Consider the following 18,666-nt stretch of genomic DNA (forward strand, 5'->3'; position numbering starts at 1 on the left):
CGGTGAATCAACTCCTCATCAGCGAGCACGGCCGCCAACGGCCGATCCAAATGCTGATCGACGTGCAGGGCGACCCGATCGAACGCCTCGGCGAACACCGGGAACGTCTGATAGAGATCCTGACCCATGCCCACGCGCTGCGAACCCTGCCCGGTGAACAGGAAACCGAGCCGAGCCGGGGACGCCACCCCACGCACGACCTGCTCACCCAGCAGCACCGCACGATGCGGCAACGCCGCCCGACGCGCCGCAGCGGCACCCACCGCCATCAGATCGGCGGTCTCCAACGTGGCGACCCGTAGACGCTGCGCTTCCAGCGCCGCCTCGCTGGCACCGGAGAGCACCACCGGGACCAGCGGCAACGCCGCCGACGTTCCGTCGATGTCAGTAGCGGGCGGCTCCTCAATGATCACGTGCGCGTTGGTGCCGGACACACCGAACGCGGACACGCCGGCCCGCCGTGGCTTCTGCCCAGCTGGCCACGGCTGCGCGGTGGTGAGCAGCTCGATGTCACCGGCCGACCAGTCCACGTGCGGCGACTTCTCGCTCGCGTGCAGAGTCGCCGGCAGCACCCCGTTACGCAGTGCGAGCACCATCTTGGCGATGCCCGCGACACCGGCGGCCGCCTGGGTGTGGCCGATGTTCGACTTGACCGAGCCGAGCCACAGCGGTTGCGACCGATCCTGACCGTAGGTGGCCAGCAGCGCCTGTGCCTCGATGGGGTCGCCCAGCGTGGTGCCGGTGCCGTGTGCCTCGACCGCGTCCACGTCCTCGGCGGCCAGCCCGGCCCCGGCCAGGGCGGCCCGGATCACCCGCTGCTGGGCGGGACCGTTGGGCGCGGTGAGACCGTTGGACGCGCCGTCCTGATTGACCGCGGTGCTCCGGACGACGGCGAGAACGGGTCGGCCGGCGGCGGTAGCCGTCGACAGCCGCTCGACCAGCAGCATCCCGGCGCCCTCGGACCAGCCCGTGCCGTCCGCGTCCGCGCCGAACGACTTGCACCGCCCGTCCGGCGACAGCCCACGCTGCCGGGAGAACTCGACGAACACATCCGCCGTCGGCATCACCGTGACCCCGCCGACCAGCGCCATCGAACAATCACCGGAGCGCAGCGCCTGCCCGGCCAGATGCAACGCCACCAACGACGACGAACACGCGGTGTCGACGGTGACCGCCGGGCCCTCCAGACCGAACGTGTACGAGATCCGGCCGGACATCACCGACGACGCGGTGCCGGTGAGCAGGTGCCCCTCGATGCCCTCGGCGGACTCGACCGGGCCGGTGCCGTAACCCATGGCGGTCGCGCCGACGAAGACGCCCACCGGCTGACCGGCGATGCCCATCGGGTCGACCCCACCGCGTTCGAGCGCCTCCCACGAGGTCTCCAGCAGCAGCCGCTGCTGCGGGTCCATGGCCAGGGCCTCACGCGGCGAGATGCCGAACAGTCCGGCGTCGAAGTCACCCGCGCCGTAGAGGAAGCCACCACCCCGGGCGTAGAACGTGCCCGGATGGTCCGGGTCCGGGTGGTACAGCCGGTCCAAGTCCCAGCCGCGGTCGGCCGGGAACGCACCGATGCCCTCGCCGCCGGCGGACACCAGGTCCCAGTACTGCTCGGGGGTCTCCACGCCGCCGGGCAGCCGCAGGCCCATGCCGACGATCACGATGGGGTCGCCGGACGTGTCCGCGACGACGCCGGATGCCGCCGTGGCCGCGGGCGCCGTCTGCGGCAGCAGCCGGGTCAGCGCGAAGGCGGCGAGCCGGCCGGTGCTCGGGTGGTCGAAGACCAGCGTGGCCGGCAGCGCGACGCCGAACGCGGCCTGCAGGCGGTTGCGCAGCTCGACCGCGGTGAGCGAGTCGAAGCCGAGCTCCTTGAACGGGCGGGACGGCTCGATCGCCTCCGTGGAGGCGTGCCCGAGAACGGCGGCCACGTGCGTGCGCACCACGTCGGTGACCAGCGGAGCCCGGTCGGCGGCGGCCAGACCGGCGAGGCGCTGGGCGAACGCGGAGACCTCGGCGCCGGTGGGCGCCGGGGCCTCGACGGCTCGGGCGGCGGGCAGGTCGGCGAAGAACGGCCGGGCCCGGGTGGCGGTGAAGGCCGGCAGGAAGTCGTTCCAGCGTACGTCCGCGACGGTGATCTGGTCCTCACCGGCGCCGACGGCACCGGCCAGCGCGGTCAGCGCCCGCTGCGGGTCGATCGGGGTGAGCCCGCGCCGTTTCAGCAGCGAGGCGACCTCCGGATCGGCGGCCATGCCGGCCTGCGCCCACGGGCCCCAGGCGACCGCGGTCCCGGCGAGGCCGCGGGCGCGGCGCCCGGCCACGACGGCGTCCAGGGCGGCGTTGGCGGCGGAGTAGGCGCCCTGGCCGGCGCTGCCCCAGATCCCGGAGATCGAGGAGAAGACGACGAACGTGGCGTCACCGGCGAACTCGTCGAGATGCCGGGCGCCGTCCACCTTGGCGGCCAGCACGCGGTGAAGGTGGCCGGCGTCGGCGTCGACCAGGTCCGCGTCCTCGGCCACCCCGGCCGCGTGCACGACCACGTCCACCGGCCCGACCAGGTCGAACAGGGTCTCGACGGCGGTCCGGTCGGTGAGGTCGCAGGTGTAGACCTCCGCGTTGGGCAGATCCGTCTCGCCACCACGCCGGGAGACGAGGATCAGCCGCTCGGCGCCGTTGCCGGCGGCCCAGCGGGCCACCTGGGACCCCAGGCCGCCGGTGCCACCGGCGATCAGGACGGTGCCGCGCGGCTGCCACGTCTCACCGCGGGCCGGGGCGTCCGCCAGCCGGCGGACCAAGACCCCACCGGGGCGTACGGCGATCTGGTCCTCCGCGCCCAAAGCGCCGGCCAGGATCGCGGCGAGGCGTGCACCGGTCCGCCCGTCCACGGCTTCCGGCAGGTCGACGAGCCCGCGCCAGGTCTGCGGGTGTTCGAGACCGGCGACGCGGCCGAGCCCCCACTTGGCGGCCTCCATGACGTCCGGGACGCCGTCGGCCCGCCCGGTCGTGACGCCGCCCGCGGTCAGGACCCAGGTGGGCCGGTCGACCGCGCGGACCAGGTCGGGCAGGCCGTCGAGCGGCACGGACGGCAGCACCAGGACGCCGTCGGCCGCGATGTCCGCGAGTCCTTCGACAGTCGTGGGGACGGTGGTGATGCCCGTGCCGGCGAGCGCGCCGGCCAGGCCGGTGTCGTCGTCGCCGATCAGGGCATAGGTGCCGGTCGGGGTGCTCGCGGGAAGGTCGGCGGGCGTCCAGGTGACCCGGTAGCGCCACGAGTCGATCAGCGAGCGGTCACGGCCGCGGGCCCGCCAGGCCGCGAGCGCCGGGAGCAATGGTTCGAGGGTGGCCAGCGGAACACCGAGACGGGTGGCCAGGGCAGCGGGATCATTGCGGTCGACCGGTTCCCAGAAAGTGTCGTCGGCCGCCGTGATCTGCGGTGCGGTGCGTGTGCGCAGCCAGTAGCGCCGGCGCTGGAAGGCGTAGGTGGGCAGGTCGGCGGGCTCCACGCCGGCGAACAGCGCCGTCCAGTCCACGTCGGTGCCCGCGACGAACAGGTTCGCCAGGGCGGTCAGCGCGGTGGTCACCTCGTCACGCCCGCGGCGCAGCAGCGGCACCGCGTCCTCGACCATCGCCGACAGCACCGCGTCCGGACCCAGCTCCACGAACCGCACGTCGTCGCCGGCCTGCGCGACCGCGTCGGCGAAGCGCACGGTGTCGCGCACGTGCGCCACCCAGTAGGCCGGGTCCGACCAGCGCCCGTGTCCGGTCGCGAATGTCAGGCCGGCGACCACCGCGCGGAACTCGTCGAGCATCGGCTCCATCAACCGCGAGTGGAACGCATGCGAAGTCCGCAACCGGGTCGTCTTCCAGGCACCCTGCTCGACCGCGGCGACATCTGTCTCGTGACCGGAAACGACCACCGCGGTCGGGCCGTTGACCGCCGCGATGTCGACATCCGGGAACGCCGCCCGAACATCGGCCTCGGACGCCTGCACCGCCAGCATCACGCCGCCCGACGGCAAAGCCTGCATCAACCGGCCACGGGCGGTCACCATGGTCGCGGCGTCGGCCAGCGACAGCACCCCGGACACGTGCGCCGCCGCGATCTCACCGATCGAGTGACCGACCAGCACATCCGCACGCACACCCCAACTGCCCAGCAGCGCGTGCAACGCCACCTCGACCGCGAAAATCGCCGGCTGCGCATAACCGGTCCGATGAATCAACTCCTCATCGGCGAGCACCACGCTCAGCGGCCGGTCCAAATGCTGATCGACGTGCAGAGCCACCCGGTCGAACGCCTCAGCGAACACCGGGAACATCTCGTAAAGGCCTCGGCCCATACCGGCACGCTGCGAACCCTGACCGGTGAACAGGAAACCCAGCCGGGCCGGCGACGCCACCCCACGCACCACGTCGTCGCCCAGCAGCACCGCGCGGTGAGACAGCGACGCCCGGCGGGCCGCGGCCGCACCCACCGCCATCAGATCGGCGTCGCCCAGCGCCGCGAGGTGGCGGGTCTGAGCCTCCAGCGCGGCCTCACCGGCGCCGGAGAGCACCACCGGGACCAGCGGCAACGCCGCCGGGGCTTCGGCGATGTCAGCGGCGGGCGGCTCCTCGATGATCACGTGTGCATTGGTGCCGGACACACCGAACGCGGACACACCGGCCCGGCGCGGCTTCTCCCCCACCGGCCACGGCTGGGCGGCGCCGAGCAGCGCGATCTCGCCCGCGGACCAGTCCACGTGCGGCGACTTCTCGCCGGCGTGCAGCGTCGCCGGCAGCATCGAGTGCCGCATCGCCAGGACCATCTTGGCGATACCGGCGACCCCGGCCGCGGCCTGCGTGTGGCCGATGTTCGACTTCACCGACCCCAGCCACAGCGGCTGCGACCGATCCTGACCGTACGTGGCCAGCAGCGCCTGCGCCTCGATCGGATCACCCAGCGTGGTCCCGGTGCCGTGCGCCTCCACCGCGTCCACGTCCTCGGCGGCGAGACCCGCGGCGGCCAGAGCGGCCCGGATCACCCGCTGCTGAGCGGGACCGTTCGGCGCGGTCAGCCCGTTCGACGCGCCGTCCTGGTTGACCGCGCTGCCACGCACCACGGCGAGGACCTTGTGACCGGCGGCCCGGGCCGTCGACAGCCGTTCGACCAGCAGCATCCCGGCGCCCTCGGACCAGCCGGTGCCGTCGGCGCCCGCGCCGAACGACTTGCAGCGGCCGTCCGCAGCCAGGCCACGCTGGCGGGAGAACTCCACGAACACGTCCGGGTCGGGCATCACGGTGACGCCGCCGACCAGAGCCATCGAGCACTCGCCGCCACGGAGCGCCTGCGCCGCCAGGTGCAACGCCACCAGCGACGACGAACACGCCGTGTCGACGGTGACGGCCGGCCCCTCCAGGCCGAACGTGTAGGAGATGCGGCCGGAGATGACCGACGACGCCGTGCCGGTGAGCAGGTGCCCCTCGACGCCGTCGTCGTCGACCGGCCCCGCGCCGTAACCCATGAACGAGGCGCCGACGAACACGCCGACCGCTTCGCCGCGCAGGCCCAGCGGATCGACCCCGGCGTTCTCGAACGCCTCCCACGAGGTCTCCAGCAGCAGCCGCTGCTGCGGGTCCATCGCGGTCGCCTCGCGCGGGGAGATCCCGAACAGGCCGGCGTCGAAGTCGCCCGCGCCGTAGAGGAAACCGCCCGCACGGGCGTAGAAGGTGCCCGGTTGGTCCGGGTCCGGGTGGTACAGCCGGTCCAGGTCCCAGCCGCGGTCGGTGGGGAACGGGCCGATGCCCTCGCCGCCGGCGGCGACCAGGTCCCAGTACTGCTCGGGGGTCTCGACACCACCGGGCAGCCGCAGGCCCATCCCGATGATCACGACCGGGTCGTCGGACGGTGCCGTCACGACCCGCGCCACGGTGGCGTCCGAGACCAGCGTGTCCGGGATGAGCCGGGTGAGAGCGAACGTGGTGAGCTGGTCGGCGTTCGGGTAGTCGAAGACCAGCGTGGCCGGCAGGGCCAGGCCGAGCGCCGGCTGCAGGCGGTTGCGCAGCTCGACGGCGGTGAGCGAGTCGAAGCCGAGCTCCTTGAACGCCCGGTCCGGCGCGATCGCGGCGGCCGAGGTGTGCCCCAGCACGGCCGCGACCTCGGCGCGGATCAGCTCGAGAACGGTCCGGTGCCGCTCGGCGACGCTCAGCGCCGTGAGGCGGCCGGCCAGACCGGACTGCTGCGGGCCGGATGCGGGCACGGCCGGGGCGAGGCGGGTGAAAAGTGGGCGTTCACGGGCGGCGGTGAAGAGCGGAAGGAAGTCGTTCCAGCGGACATCCGCGATCACGACCTGCTCGTCGCCGGCACCGACCGCGACGGCCATCGCCGTCACGGCCCGCGCCGGGTCCATCGGGCTCAGGCCGCGGCGGCGCAACTGACCGGCGACGTCCTCGCCGGCGGCCATGCCGACCCGCGCCCACGGGCCCCAGGCGATCGCGGTGCCCGGCTTGCCCTGGGCGCGGCGGTGGACGACCAAGGCGTCCAGCGCGGCGTTGGCAGCGCCGTATGCGGCCTGGCCGGCGCTGCCCCAGACGCCGGAGATCGAGGAGAACACGACGAACGCGTCCACGTCGCCGACGAGTTCGTCCAGGTGACGGGCGGCGAGCACCTTGCCGTCGACAACGCGATGCAGATGCTCCGCGTCGGCGTCGGCCAGCGAGACGTCCTCGCCGACACCGGCCGCGTGCACGACCGCGTCGACCGGGCCGACCGCGGCCAGCAGGGCGGCCACCGCGTCCCGGTCGGACAGGTCGCATGCGTGGACCTCGGCGTTGGGCAGATCGGTGGCGCCGCCCCGGCGCGAGACCAAGATCAGCCGGTCGGCGCCGTTGGCGGCGGCCCAGCGGGCCACCTCGGAGCCGAGGCCACCGGTGCCACCGGCGATCAGCACGGTGCCGCGGGGGCGCCATTCCGGGGCGCCGGTCGTGGCGGCCGGAATCAGGCGCCGGACCAGGACGCCGTTGCTGCGGACAGCTATCTGGTCCTCGGCGCCCAGGGCGCCGCTCAGGATCGCGGCGAGGCGGCCTTCGGTGCGGGTGTCGAGGGTCTCGGGAAGTTCGAGCAGGCCGCCCCACAGCTCGGGGTGCTCCAGGCTCACCGCACGGGCGAAGCCCCACAGCGCACCCTGTTCACCACGGGTGGCGAACCAGATCGGGATCTGCCGCCCGATCAGCGACCTCACCAGATCCAGCGCCTCGGCCAGGGTGGCCGGGGAGACCAGCACACCGTCGATGGCCTGGTCGAACGGAACGACGGTGGCGCCCAGGCGAGCCAGCAGTTGCTCGTCGCCGGCCCACGTGCCGGTGAGCGTCCCCGGGGTGACCTCGACCGGCTCCCAGGTCACGCGGTAACGCCAGCCGTCGACGTCGGATCGCTCGCGGCTGCGGGCGCGCCAGGCGGCCAGCGCCGGCAGCAGGTCGGTGAGCGTGGTGGCCGGAAGCCGTAGCTGTTCGGCCAGGGTGGGCAGATCGCCGCGTTCGACGGTCGCCCAGAAACCGGCGTCACCGGTTCCGGCGGCCGGGGCGGCCGGTGCTTCGTCGAGCCAGTAGCGCTGCCGCTGGAAAGCGTAGGTGGGCAGGTCGGCGGGCCGGACACCGGCGAACAGCGCGGTCCAGTCCACCGGCACGCCGGTGACGTAGAGGTCGGCCAGCGCGGTCAGCGCGGTGGTGACCTCGTCGCGCCCACGGCGCAGCAGCGGCACCGCGTCGTCGACCATGGCCGACAGCACCGCGTCCGGTCCGAGTTCAACGAACCTGACGTCGGCATGTTCCGCGATCGCGTCGGCGAAGCGCACCGTGTCGCGCACGTGCGCCACCCAATAGGCCGGATCCGACCAGCGGCCGTGACCCGGTTCGAAGCTCAGCCCATCAACCACCGCGCGGAACTCGTCGAGCATCGGCTCCATCAACCGCGAGTGGAACGCATGACTCGTTCGGAGCCGGGTCGTCTTCCAGGTGCTCTGCTCGACCGCGGCGACATCCGCCTCGTGACCGGAGACGACCACGGCGGTCGGGCCGTTGACCGCCGCGATGTCGACATCCGGGAACGCCGCCCGCACCTCGGCCTCCGAGGCCTGCACCGCCAGCATCACCCCACCTGGCGGCAGCGCCTGCATCAACCGGCCGCGCGCGGTCACCAGCGTCGCGGCGTCGGCCAGCGACAGGACCCCGGACACGTGCGCCGCCGCGATCTCACCGATCGAGTGACCAACCAGGACATCCGCGCGCACACCCCAGCTGTCCAGCAGCGCGTGCAACGCCACCTCGACGGCGAAGATCGCCGGCTGGGCGTAACCGGTCCGGTGAATCAGCTCCTCGTCGGCGAGCACCACGCTCAGCGGCCGGTCCAGGTGCTGGTCGACGTGCAGAGCAACCCGATCGAACGCCTCGGCGAACACCGGGAACGTCTCATACAGGCCCTGGCCCATGCCGGCACGCTGCGAGCCCTGACCGGTGAAGAGGAAACCCAGCCGGGCCGGGGACGCCACCCCGCGCACGATTTGGTCACCGAGCAACACCGCACGATGCGACAACGCCGCCCGGCGCGCCGCAGCGGCACCCACCGCCATCAGATCGGCGGTCTCCAGCGCGGCGACCCGCAGACGCTGGGCTTCCAGCGCCGCCTCGCCGGCACCGGAGAGCACCACCGGGACCACCGGCAGCGCCGCCGGGGCGTCTTCAATGTCAGCGGCGGGCGGCTCCTCGATGATCACGTGCGCGTTGGTGCCGCTCATGCCGAACGACGAGATGCCGGCGCGGCGCGGCCGGTCGGAAGCCGGCCACGGCCGGGGCGAGGTGAGCAGCTCGACGGCGCCCGTGGTCCAGTCGACGTGCGGGGACGGGGCGTCCACGTGCAGGGTCGGCGGCAGGACCTCGTGAGACAGGGCCATGACCATCTTGACGACGCCGGCCACGCCGGCGGCCGCCTGCGCGTGGCCGATGTTCGACTTGATCGAGCCGAGCCACAGCGGTGCCGACCGGTCCTGACCGTAGGTGGCCAGCAGCGCCTGCGCCTCGATCGGATCACCCAGCGCGGTGCCGGTGCCGTGCGCCTCCACCGCGTCGACCTCGGACGGCCGCAGACCGGCGACCGCGAGCGCCTGCCGGATCACCCGCTGCTGCGACGGGCCGTTCGGCGCGGTGAGCCCGTTCGACGCGCCGTCCTGGTTGACCGCCGTGCCCCGCACGACGGCCAGGACACGGCGGCCGGCCGCGCGGGCCGAGGACAGCCGCTCGACCAGCAGCATGCCGGCGCCCTCGGCCCAGCCAGTGCCGTCGGCCGCGGCCGCAAAAGGCTTGCAACGGCCGTCGGCGGCCAGACCGCGCTGCCGGGAGAACTGCGTGAACGTCTCCGGGCCGGACATCACGCAGACGCCGCCGACCAGCGCCATCGTGCACTCGCCGGTGCGCACGGCCTGGGTGGCCAGGTGCAGGGCGACCAGCGACGACGAGCAGGCGGTGTCGATCGTCACCGCGGGACCTTCGAGACCGAAGGTGTACGAGATACGACCGGAGACGACACTGCCGGCGGTGCCGGTGAGCAGGTGGCCCTCGGAGCCGTCGGGCACCGCGGCGCGTACGCCGTAGTCGATGCTGTTGGCGCCGGCGAACACGCCCACCGCCTCGCCGCGCAGCGACAGCGGGTCGATCCCGGCCCGTTCGAAGGCCTCCCACGAGGTTTCCAGGAGCAGTCGCTGCTGCGGGTCCATCGCGACGGCCTCGCGCGGCGAGATGCCGAACAACTCGGCGTCGAACTGGGCCGCGTCGTAGAGGAAGCCGCCCTGTCGCGTGTAGGAGGTGCCGGGGTGGTCCGGGTCCGGGTGGTACAGGCGATCGACGTCCCAGCCGCGGTCGGCCGGGAAGTCACCGATCGCGTCGGTGCCGCTCGCGACCATCTCCCACAGCGTCTCGGGGGTGTCCGCGCCGCCCGGGAAGCGCACGCCCATGCCGACGATGACCAGGGGATCGTCGTCGGTGGCGGCGACCGGCGCCGGACCGGCGACCGCTGTGACCGCGCCGGTCAGCTCCCGCAGCAGGTGCGCCGCCAGACGCTCGACGCTCGGGTGGTCGAAGGCGAGGGTCGCGGGCAGGGGCAGCCCGGTCGCGGCCCGCAGGCGGGTGCGCAGGTCGACGGCGGTCAGCGAGTCGAAGCCGAGGTCCTTGAAGGCCCGGCCGGGGGCGATCGCATCGCTGGTGGTGTGGCCGAGGACCGCGGCCACGTGGGTACGGACCAGGTCGGTGACGTGGCGTTCCCGGTCGGCGGCGGGCAGACCGGCGAGCCGCTGGCCGAAGGTGGCGAACACGTTGCCGGTGGTGGCCGGCGTGGCCGCCTCGGGGAGGTCGTCGAAGAGCGGGCGCGCGCGGGCCGCGGTGAACGCGGGCAGGAACTCCGGCCACCGTACGTCGGCGACGGTCACCGCGGACTCGCCGGCGCCGACCGCGTACGCCATCGCGGTCACGGCGCGCGCCGGATCCATCGGTACCAGGCCGCGGCGGCGCAACTGGGCCGCGACGTCGCCGTCGGCGGCCATGCCGACCCGCGCCCACGGGCCCCAGGCGATCGCGGTGCCCGGCTTGCCCTGGGCCCGGCGGCGGGCGACCAGGGCGTCCAGAGCCGCGTTGGCAGCGCCGTACCCGGCCTGCATGCCGCTGCCCCAGACGCCGGAGATCGAGGAGAACACGACGAACGCGTCCACGTCACCGACGAGTTCGTCGAGGTGTTCGGCGCCGCGGATCTTCCCCTCGGTCACGGCGCGCAGGTGGTCCTCGTCGGCGTCGGCCAGGGGCACGTCGGCGGCGACGCCGGCCGCGTGCACGACCGCGTCGACCGGGCCGACCTCAGCCAGCAGGGCGGCCACCGCGTCCCGGTCGGCGAGGTCGCATGCGTGGACCTCGGCATTCGGGACGTCGGTGGCGCCGCCCCGGCGCGAGACCAGGATCAGCCGGTCGGCGCCGTTGGCGGCGGCCCAGCGGGCCACCTCGGAGCCGAGGCCACCGGTGCCACCGGCGATCAGCACGGTGCCGCGGGGACGCCAGGCCGCGCCGGTGACTGGCGGCGCGTGTTCCAGGCGCCGGACCAGGACACCGCCGGGCCGCACGGCGATCTGATCCTCGGCGCCCAGGGCGCCGCTGAGCACGGCGGCGAGGCGGCCCTCGGTGCGGGTGTCGAAGGTCTCGGGCAGTTCGAGCAGGCCGCCCCACAGCTCGGGGTGCTCCAGGCTCACCGCACGGGCGAAGCCCCACAGCGCACCCTGTTCACCCCGGGTGGCGAACCAGATCGGGATCTGCCGCCCGATCAGCGACCTCACCAGATCCAGCGCCTCGGCCATGGTGGCCGGGGAGGCCAGCACACCGTCGATGGCCTGATCGAGCGGAACGACCGTGGCGCCCAGACGGGTCAGCAACTCCTCGTCACCGGCCCACGTGCCGGTGAGCGTCCCCGGGGTGACCTCGACCGGCTTCCACGTGACGCGGTAACGCCAGGCGTCGAGCTCGGAGCGTTCCCGGCCGCGGGAGCGCCAGGCGGCCAGCGCGGGCAGCACTCCGGCGAGCGCTTCACCGGGCAGAGCGAGTTGCGCGGCGAGACCGTCGAGGTCACCGCGCTCGACCGTCTGCCAGAAAGTCGTGTCCTCACCGGCCGTGGCGGCCGGGCGGCTCTCCAGCCAGTAGTGCTCGCGCTGGAAGGCGTAGGTGGGCAGGTCGGCGGGCCGGACACCGGCGAACAGCGCCGTCCAGTCGACGTCCACGCCGGTGACGTAAAGGTCGGCCAGCGCGGTCAGCGCGGTGGTGACCTCGTCACGCCCACGGCGCAGCAGCGGCACCGCGTTATCGACCATGGCCGACAGCACCGCGTCCGGGCCCAGCTCGACGAACCGGACACCATCCAGTCCGCTGATCGCGTCGGCGAAGCGCACGGTGTCGCGCACGTGCGCCACCCAGTACTCCGGGTCGGACCAGCGGCCGTGACCCGGCGCGAAGCCCAGCCCCGCGACCACCGCGCGGAACTGGTCGAGCATCGGCTCCATCAACCGCGAGTGAAACGCATGACTGGTCCGCAGCCGCGTGGTCTTCCAGCTGCCCTGCTCCACGGCTGCGACTTCTACTTCGTGACCGGAAACGACCACGGCGGTCGGGCCGTTGACCGCCGCGATGTCGACATCCGGGAACGCCGCCCGCACATCGGCCTCCGAGGCCTGCACCGCCAGCATCACCCCACCCGGCGGCAGCGCCTGCATCAACCGGCCCCGGGCCGTGACCAGCGTCGCCGCGTCGGCCAGCGACAACACCCCGGACACATGCGCCGCCGCGATCTCACCGATCGAGTGACCGACCAGGACATCCGCGCGCACACCCCAGCTGTCCAGCAGCGCGTGCAACGCCACCTCGACCGCGAAGATCGCCGGCTGGGCGTAACCCGTCCGGTGAATCAACTCCTCATCGGCGAGCACGGCCGCCAACGGACGATCCAAATGCTGATCGACGTGCAGCGCGACCCGATCGAACGCCTCGGCGAACACCGGGAACGTCTCATACAAACCCCGGCCCATGCCCACGCGCTGCGAACCCTGCCCGGTGAACAGGAAACCCAGCCGGGCCGGCGACGCCACACCCCGCACCACGGCGTCACCCAGCAGCACCGCACGATGCGGCAACGCCGCCCGACGCGCCGCAGCGGCACCCACCGCCATCAGGTCCGCGTTCTCCAGCGCGCTGACCCGCAGACGCTGGGCTTCCAGCGCCGCCTCACCGGCACCGGAGAGCACCACCGGGACCACCGGCAGGTTGACCGGCGCGGGCTCCGGCGTCACGACGGCGGGCGGCTCCTCGATGATCACGTGCGCGTTGGTGCCGGAGACTCCGAAGGAGGAGATGCCGGCCCGGCGCGGCTTCTCCCCGGCCGGCCACGGCTGCGCGGTGGTGAGCAGCTCGATGTCACCGGCCGACCAGTCGACGTGCGGGGACGGGGCGTCCACGTGCAGGGTGGCCGGCAGGACGCCGTACTCCATCGCGAGAACGACCTTGGCGATGCCGGCGATGCCCGCGGCCGCCTGGGTATGCCCGATGTTGGACTTGACCGAGCCGAGCCACAGCGGTGCCGACCGGTCCTGGCCATAGGTGGCCAGCAGCGCCTGCGCCTCGATCGGATCACCCAGCGCGGTGCCGGTGCCGTGCGCCTCCACCGCGTCGACCTCGGACGACCGCAGACCGGCGACCGCGAGCGCCTGCCGGATCACCCGCTGCTGCGACGGGCCGTTCGGCGCGGTGAGCCCGTTCGACGCGCCGTCGGAGTTGACGGCGGTACCTCGTACGACGGCAAGGATTTTCCGGTCCGCGGCCTGCGCCGCGGAGAGACGCTCGACCAGCAGCATGCCTGCGCCCTCGCCCCAGGCGGTGCCGTCGGCGGCCGCGGCGAACGCCTTGACCCGCCCGTCGGCGGCGAGACCGCGCTGGCGGCTGAAGTCCAGGAACGCGTCCGGCGTGGACATCACGGTGACGCCGCCGACCAGGGCCATCTCGCACTCGCCGGTGCGCAGCGCCTGCACCGCGAGGTGCAGCGCGACGAGCGACGACGAACAGGCGGTGTCGACGGTGACGGCCGGTCCTTCGAGGCCGAAGGTGTAGGCCACGCGGCCGGAGACGACGCTGCCGGCGGTGCCGGTGCCCAGATAGCCCTCGAGGTCGGCCGGGATGCCGTCCCGCTGGGTGGCGTAGTCCTGCCCGTTGGAGCCGGCGAAGACCCCGATCCGCCGGCCGCGCAGGCCGAGCGGGTTCAGGCCGCCGCGTTCGAAGGCCTCCCACGCGGTCTCCAGCAGCAGCCGCTGCTGCGGGTCCATGGCCAGGGCCTCACGCGGCGAGATGCCGAACAGGCCGGCGTCGAACCAGCCGGCCTCGTGCAGGAATCCGCCTTCGCGGGCGTACGAGGTGCCGGCGTGGTCGGGGTCGGGGTGGTAGAGGTTCGCCACGTCCCAGCCGCGGTCGGCGGGAAAGTCACCGATGGCGTCGGCGCCGGTGGCGAGCAGGTCCCACAGCGCTTCGGGGGTGTCGGCGCCACCGGGGAAGCGGATGCCCATGCCGACGATGACGATCGGGTCGTCGGAGGCCTCGGCGACCGTGGTGACGGTGGCGGCGGGCAGCGACCCGGCGAGCTGGGCGTGGACGAACGCGGCGAGCCGCTCGACGCTCGGGTGGTCGAAGACGAGGGTGGCCGGCAGGGTCAGGCCGGTCGCCGTCTGCAGGCGGTTGCGCAGCTCGACCGCGGTCAGCGAGTCGAAGCCGAGCTCCTTGAACGCCCGGCCGGGGGCGATCCCGTCGCCGGTGGCGTGCCCGAGGACGGCGGCGACGTGGGTGCGGACGACGTCGGTGACCAGGCGTTCGCGCTCGGCCGCGGGCATTTCGAGCAGTCGCTGGCCGAACGTGGAGAAGACCGTTCCGGTCGTCGCGGGCGGTGTGTGCAGGCCGGTGAACAGGGGCCGTTCGCGGGCGGCGGCGAACAGCGGCACGAATTCGTCCCACCGCACGTCGGCGACGGTGACCGTGACGTCACCGGCGCCGACGGCCGCGGCCATCGCGGCGATCGCCCGGGCCGGCGGGAGGGGGACCAGGCCCTGCCGGCGCAGCATCGCGGTCTCGTCCCGGTCGGCGACCATGCCGACGCCGGCCCACGGGCCCCAGGCGATCGCGGTGCCGGGCTTGCCGGCTGCGCGGCGGCGCTCGATCAGACCGTCCAGGGCGGCGTTGGCGGCGGCGTACGCGGCCTGGCCGCGGCTGCCCCAGATGCCGGAGATCGAGGAGAACACCACGAACGCGTCCACGTCGCCGACCAGCTCGTCGAGGTGGGCGGCGCCGTGGACCTTGCCGTCGTACACCCGCCGGAAGTGGTCCTCGTCGGCGTCGGCGAGGGTGGCGTCCTCGCCGACGCCGGCCGCGTGCACGACCGCGTCGACCGGGCCGATCTCGGCCAGCAGGGCGGCCACCGCGTCCCGGTCGGCCAGGTCGCAGGCGTGCACCTCGGCGCCGGGGAGGTCGGTCGTGCCGCCGCGGCGGGAGACCAGGACGATGCGGGAAGCACCGTTGTCCGCGGCCCAGCGGGCGACCTCCCGGCCGAGCCCGCCGGTGCCGCCGGTGATCAGCACGGTGCCGCGGGGCTGCCAGGCCGGTCCGGTGGCGGCCGGTGCGGCGACCAGGCGCCGGACCAGGACGCCGGTGGGGCGTACGGCGATCTGGTCCTCCGCGCCGAGCGCCCCGTTGAGCACCGCCGCGAGGCGCCCGGCCGTGCGGTCGTCGATGGTCTCGGGCAGGTGCAGCAGGCCACCCCAGAGCTCAGGGTGTTCCAGACCGGCGACCCGGGCGAAGCCGTCCAGCGCGGCGGTGTCGCCCCCGGTGGCGAACCAGACCGGGATCTCTCGTCCGATCAGGGACTTCACCAGGTGCAGGGCCTCGTGCAGCGAGGACGGCGTGACCAGGACGCCGTCGGCGGCCTCGTCGAGCGGGACGACGGTGGCGCCCAGGCGGGTCAGCAGCAGCTCGTCGCCGGCCCAGCGGCCGGTGAGTGTCGCCGGGGCCGGGCTCTCCACCGACTGCCAGGTGATCCGGTATCGCCAGCGCTCCCGGCCGCGGGCGCGCCAGCCGGCCAGGGCGGGCAGGATGTTCTCGACGGCGGCCGGGGCGACGCCCAGCTCGGCGGCGAGGGCGGGCAGGTCGGCGCGGTCGACGGCGTCCCAGAACTCACCGTCGGCCACCGCGGGTGCCGGCGTGAGCCAGAAATGTTCGCGCTGGAACGCGTAGGTGGGCAGGTCGACGACCTTGGCCTGCGGGAAAAGCGCCGGCCAGTCCAGCTCGACGCCGCGGGTGTGCAGGGTGGCGAGCGCGTGCTTGACGGTCAGCTGCTCGTCGCGGCCGCGGCGCATCAGCGGGACGGCGCCGGGGACCATCGCCGACAGCACGGCGTCGGGTCCCACCTCGACGCTGTGCACGCCGTCGAGGTGGGCGACCGCGTCGGCGAATCGGACGGTGGCCCGGATGTGGTTCACCCAATAGTCCGGGTCGGTCCACTGGCCGGGCTCGACCGGCCGTCCGGTGACCGTCGAGATGACCGGGATCTTCGGTTCCCGGAAGGTGAGGAAGCGCAGCAGCCGGCGGAACTCGGGGAGCATCGGCTCCATCAGCCGCGAGTGGAAGGCGTGCGAGGTCCGCAGCCGCGTCGTCTTCCACGCGCCCCGTTCGACGAGGGTGATCTGCTCCTCGGTGCCGGCCACGACCACCGCGGCCGGGCCGTTGACGGCGGCCAGGTCCACGGCCGGGAACGCCGCCCGCACGTCGGCCTCGGACGCCTGGACCGCGAGCATGACGCCGCCGGCGGGCAGGTGCTGCATCAGGCGGCCGCGGGCGCCGACCAGGGCGGCGGCGTCGGGCAGGGACAGGACTCCGGCGGCGTACGCGGCCGCGATCTCGCCGATGGAGTGGCCGACGAGCACGTCCGGGCGTACGCCCCAGCGGTCCAGCAGCGCGAGCAGCGCCACCTCGATCGCGAAGACGGCCGGCTGGGCGTACTCGGTGCGGGCGAGCAGCTCGGGGTCGGCCAGGGCGTCGGCGAGCGGGGTGTCCAGCTGGATGTCGAGGTACCAGGCGGCCTCGTCGAAGGCGCGCGCGAAGACCGGTTCGGTCGCGTACAGCGTGCGGCCCATGTCGACGCGCTGGGAGCCCTGGCCGGTGAACAGGAACGCGACCTCACCGGGGCCGGCGGCGGCGGTGAGGTCGAGGTTCCGCAGTCCCTGCTCGGCCGAGGCCCGGTCGGTGGCCAGGACCACCGCGCGGTGGGTGAAGTGCGTGCGGGTGGTGGCCAGGGAGAAGCCGAGGTCGGGCAGGTCCGCGTCGAGGTGGCCGAGCAGCTTGGTGGCCTGGGCGCGCAAGCCCTCCGGGGTGCGGGCGGAGATCGGCAGCAGGGTGATGCCGGCCCGCGCCGGCGCCGCGGGGATCGGGGCGGCGGCGGGGGCCTGCTCCAGGATCAGGTGGGCGTTCGTGCCGCTCATCCCGAACGAGGACACGGCGGCGCGCCGGGGGCGCCCGGTCTCCGGCCACGCCTGTTCCGCGGTGAGCAGCGACACCGCCCCGGAGTCCCAGTCCACGTGTGGGGACGGGGCGTCGACGTGCAGCGTGCGCGGGAGCACGCCCTCGCGCAGCGCGAAGATCATCTTGATGACGCCGCCGACACCGGCGGCGGCCTGCGCGTGCCCGATGTTGGACTTGAGCGAGCCGAGCCACAGCGGCTGCTCCCGGTCCTGCCCGTACGTGGCCAGCAGCGCCTGCGCCTCGATCGGGTCGCCGAGAGTGGTGCCGGTGCCGTGCGCCTCCACGGCGTCCACTTCAGCGGTGTTCAGGCCGGCGTTGGCCAGCGCCTGCCGGATGACCCGCTGCTGGGCCGGGCCGTTCGGGGCGGTGAGCCCGTTGGAGGCGCCGTCCTGGTTGACCGCGGAGCCGCGGATGACCGCGAAGATCGTGCGCCCGGCGGCCTGGGCGGTGGAGAGCCGCTCCACGAGCAGCATGCCCACGCCCTCGGCCCACGCGGTGCCGTCGGCCGCGGCCGCGAACGGTTTGCAGCGTCCGTCGGGGGCGAGGCCGCGCTGGCGGGAGAAAGCCAGGAAGGAGGCCGGGCTGGCCATCACGGCGACGCCGCCGGCGAGCGCCATCGTGCACTCGCCCTGGCGCAGCGCCTGCGCGGCCAGGTGCAGCGCGACCAGCGACGACGAGCAGGCGGTGTCGACGGTCAGCGCGGGTCCCTGCAGACCGAGCGCGTAGGACACCCGGCCGGATGCCACGCTGGCGGCGTTGCCGGTGAGCAGGTATCCCTCGAGGCCGTCGGTGGCGTCCTGCAGACGCGGGCCGTACTCCTGGGTCTCGGCGCCGACGAAGACACCCACCCGCTGCTCCCGCAGCGACGAGGGGACGACGCCGGCCCGTTCGAGGGCCTCCCACGAGGTCTCCAGCACGAGCCGCTGCTGGGCGTCCATGGCGAGCGCCTCGCGCGGGTTGATGCCGAAGAAGTCCGCGTCGAAGCGGCCGGCGTCGTAGAGGAAGCCGCCCTCGCGGGTGTAGCTGGTGCCGGGCTGGTCCGGGTCGGTCGAGTAGAGCGTGTCGAGGTTCCAGCCGCGGTCGGCCGGGAACTCGCCGATGGCGTCGGTGCCGTCGGCGACCAGGCGCCACAGGCCCTCGGGAGTGTCGGCGCCGCCGGGGAATCGGCAGGCCATGCCGACGATCGCGATCGGCTCGTCGAACTGGCCCGGGGTGATCGCGGTGGCCGGTTCGGGGGCCAGGCCGAGCAGTTCGGCGTGCAGGTGGCGGGCGAGGGCGGCCGGCGTCGGGTAGTCGAAGGCCAGGGTGACCGGAAGGGCCAAGCCGGTCGCCGCGGTCAGGCGGCTGTGCAGTTCGACGGCGGTCAGCGAGTCGAAGCCGGCTTCGAAGAAGGTGTCCTGGGCGGCGACCGGTTCGCCGGCCGGGCGGCGCAGGGCGGCCGCCGCGAGCTCGGTGACCAATGCGGTGAGGAAACGGTGCGCCTCCGGCGTCCGCATGCCGGCCAGGCGTTCCCGCAAACCGGTTCCGGCCGTCCCGAATTCCTCGGACGAACTCATCATCACG

1 protein-coding gene (only partly in view) is annotated in these 18,666 nt (G+C 73.9%); it reads right to left on the reverse strand.

Annotation, left to right across the window (positions count from 1 at the left end; genetic code table 11):
• Window positions 1–18,665: the beginning of a type I polyketide synthase gene (locus tag ACH442_RS39215; protein WP_396343190.1), read on the reverse strand. 20,053 nt of this gene lie to the left of the window's left edge; 18,665 of the gene's 38,718 nt are visible here — the first part of the coding sequence; the start codon lies at window positions 18,663–18,665; its stop codon lies off the left edge, out of view.
• Window position 18,666 lies beyond the last annotated feature (1 nt).

The organism is Actinoplanes sp. NPDC020271 (assembly GCF_044388125.1).
Classification (GTDB): domain Bacteria; phylum Actinomycetota; class Actinomycetes; order Mycobacteriales; family Micromonosporaceae; genus Actinoplanes.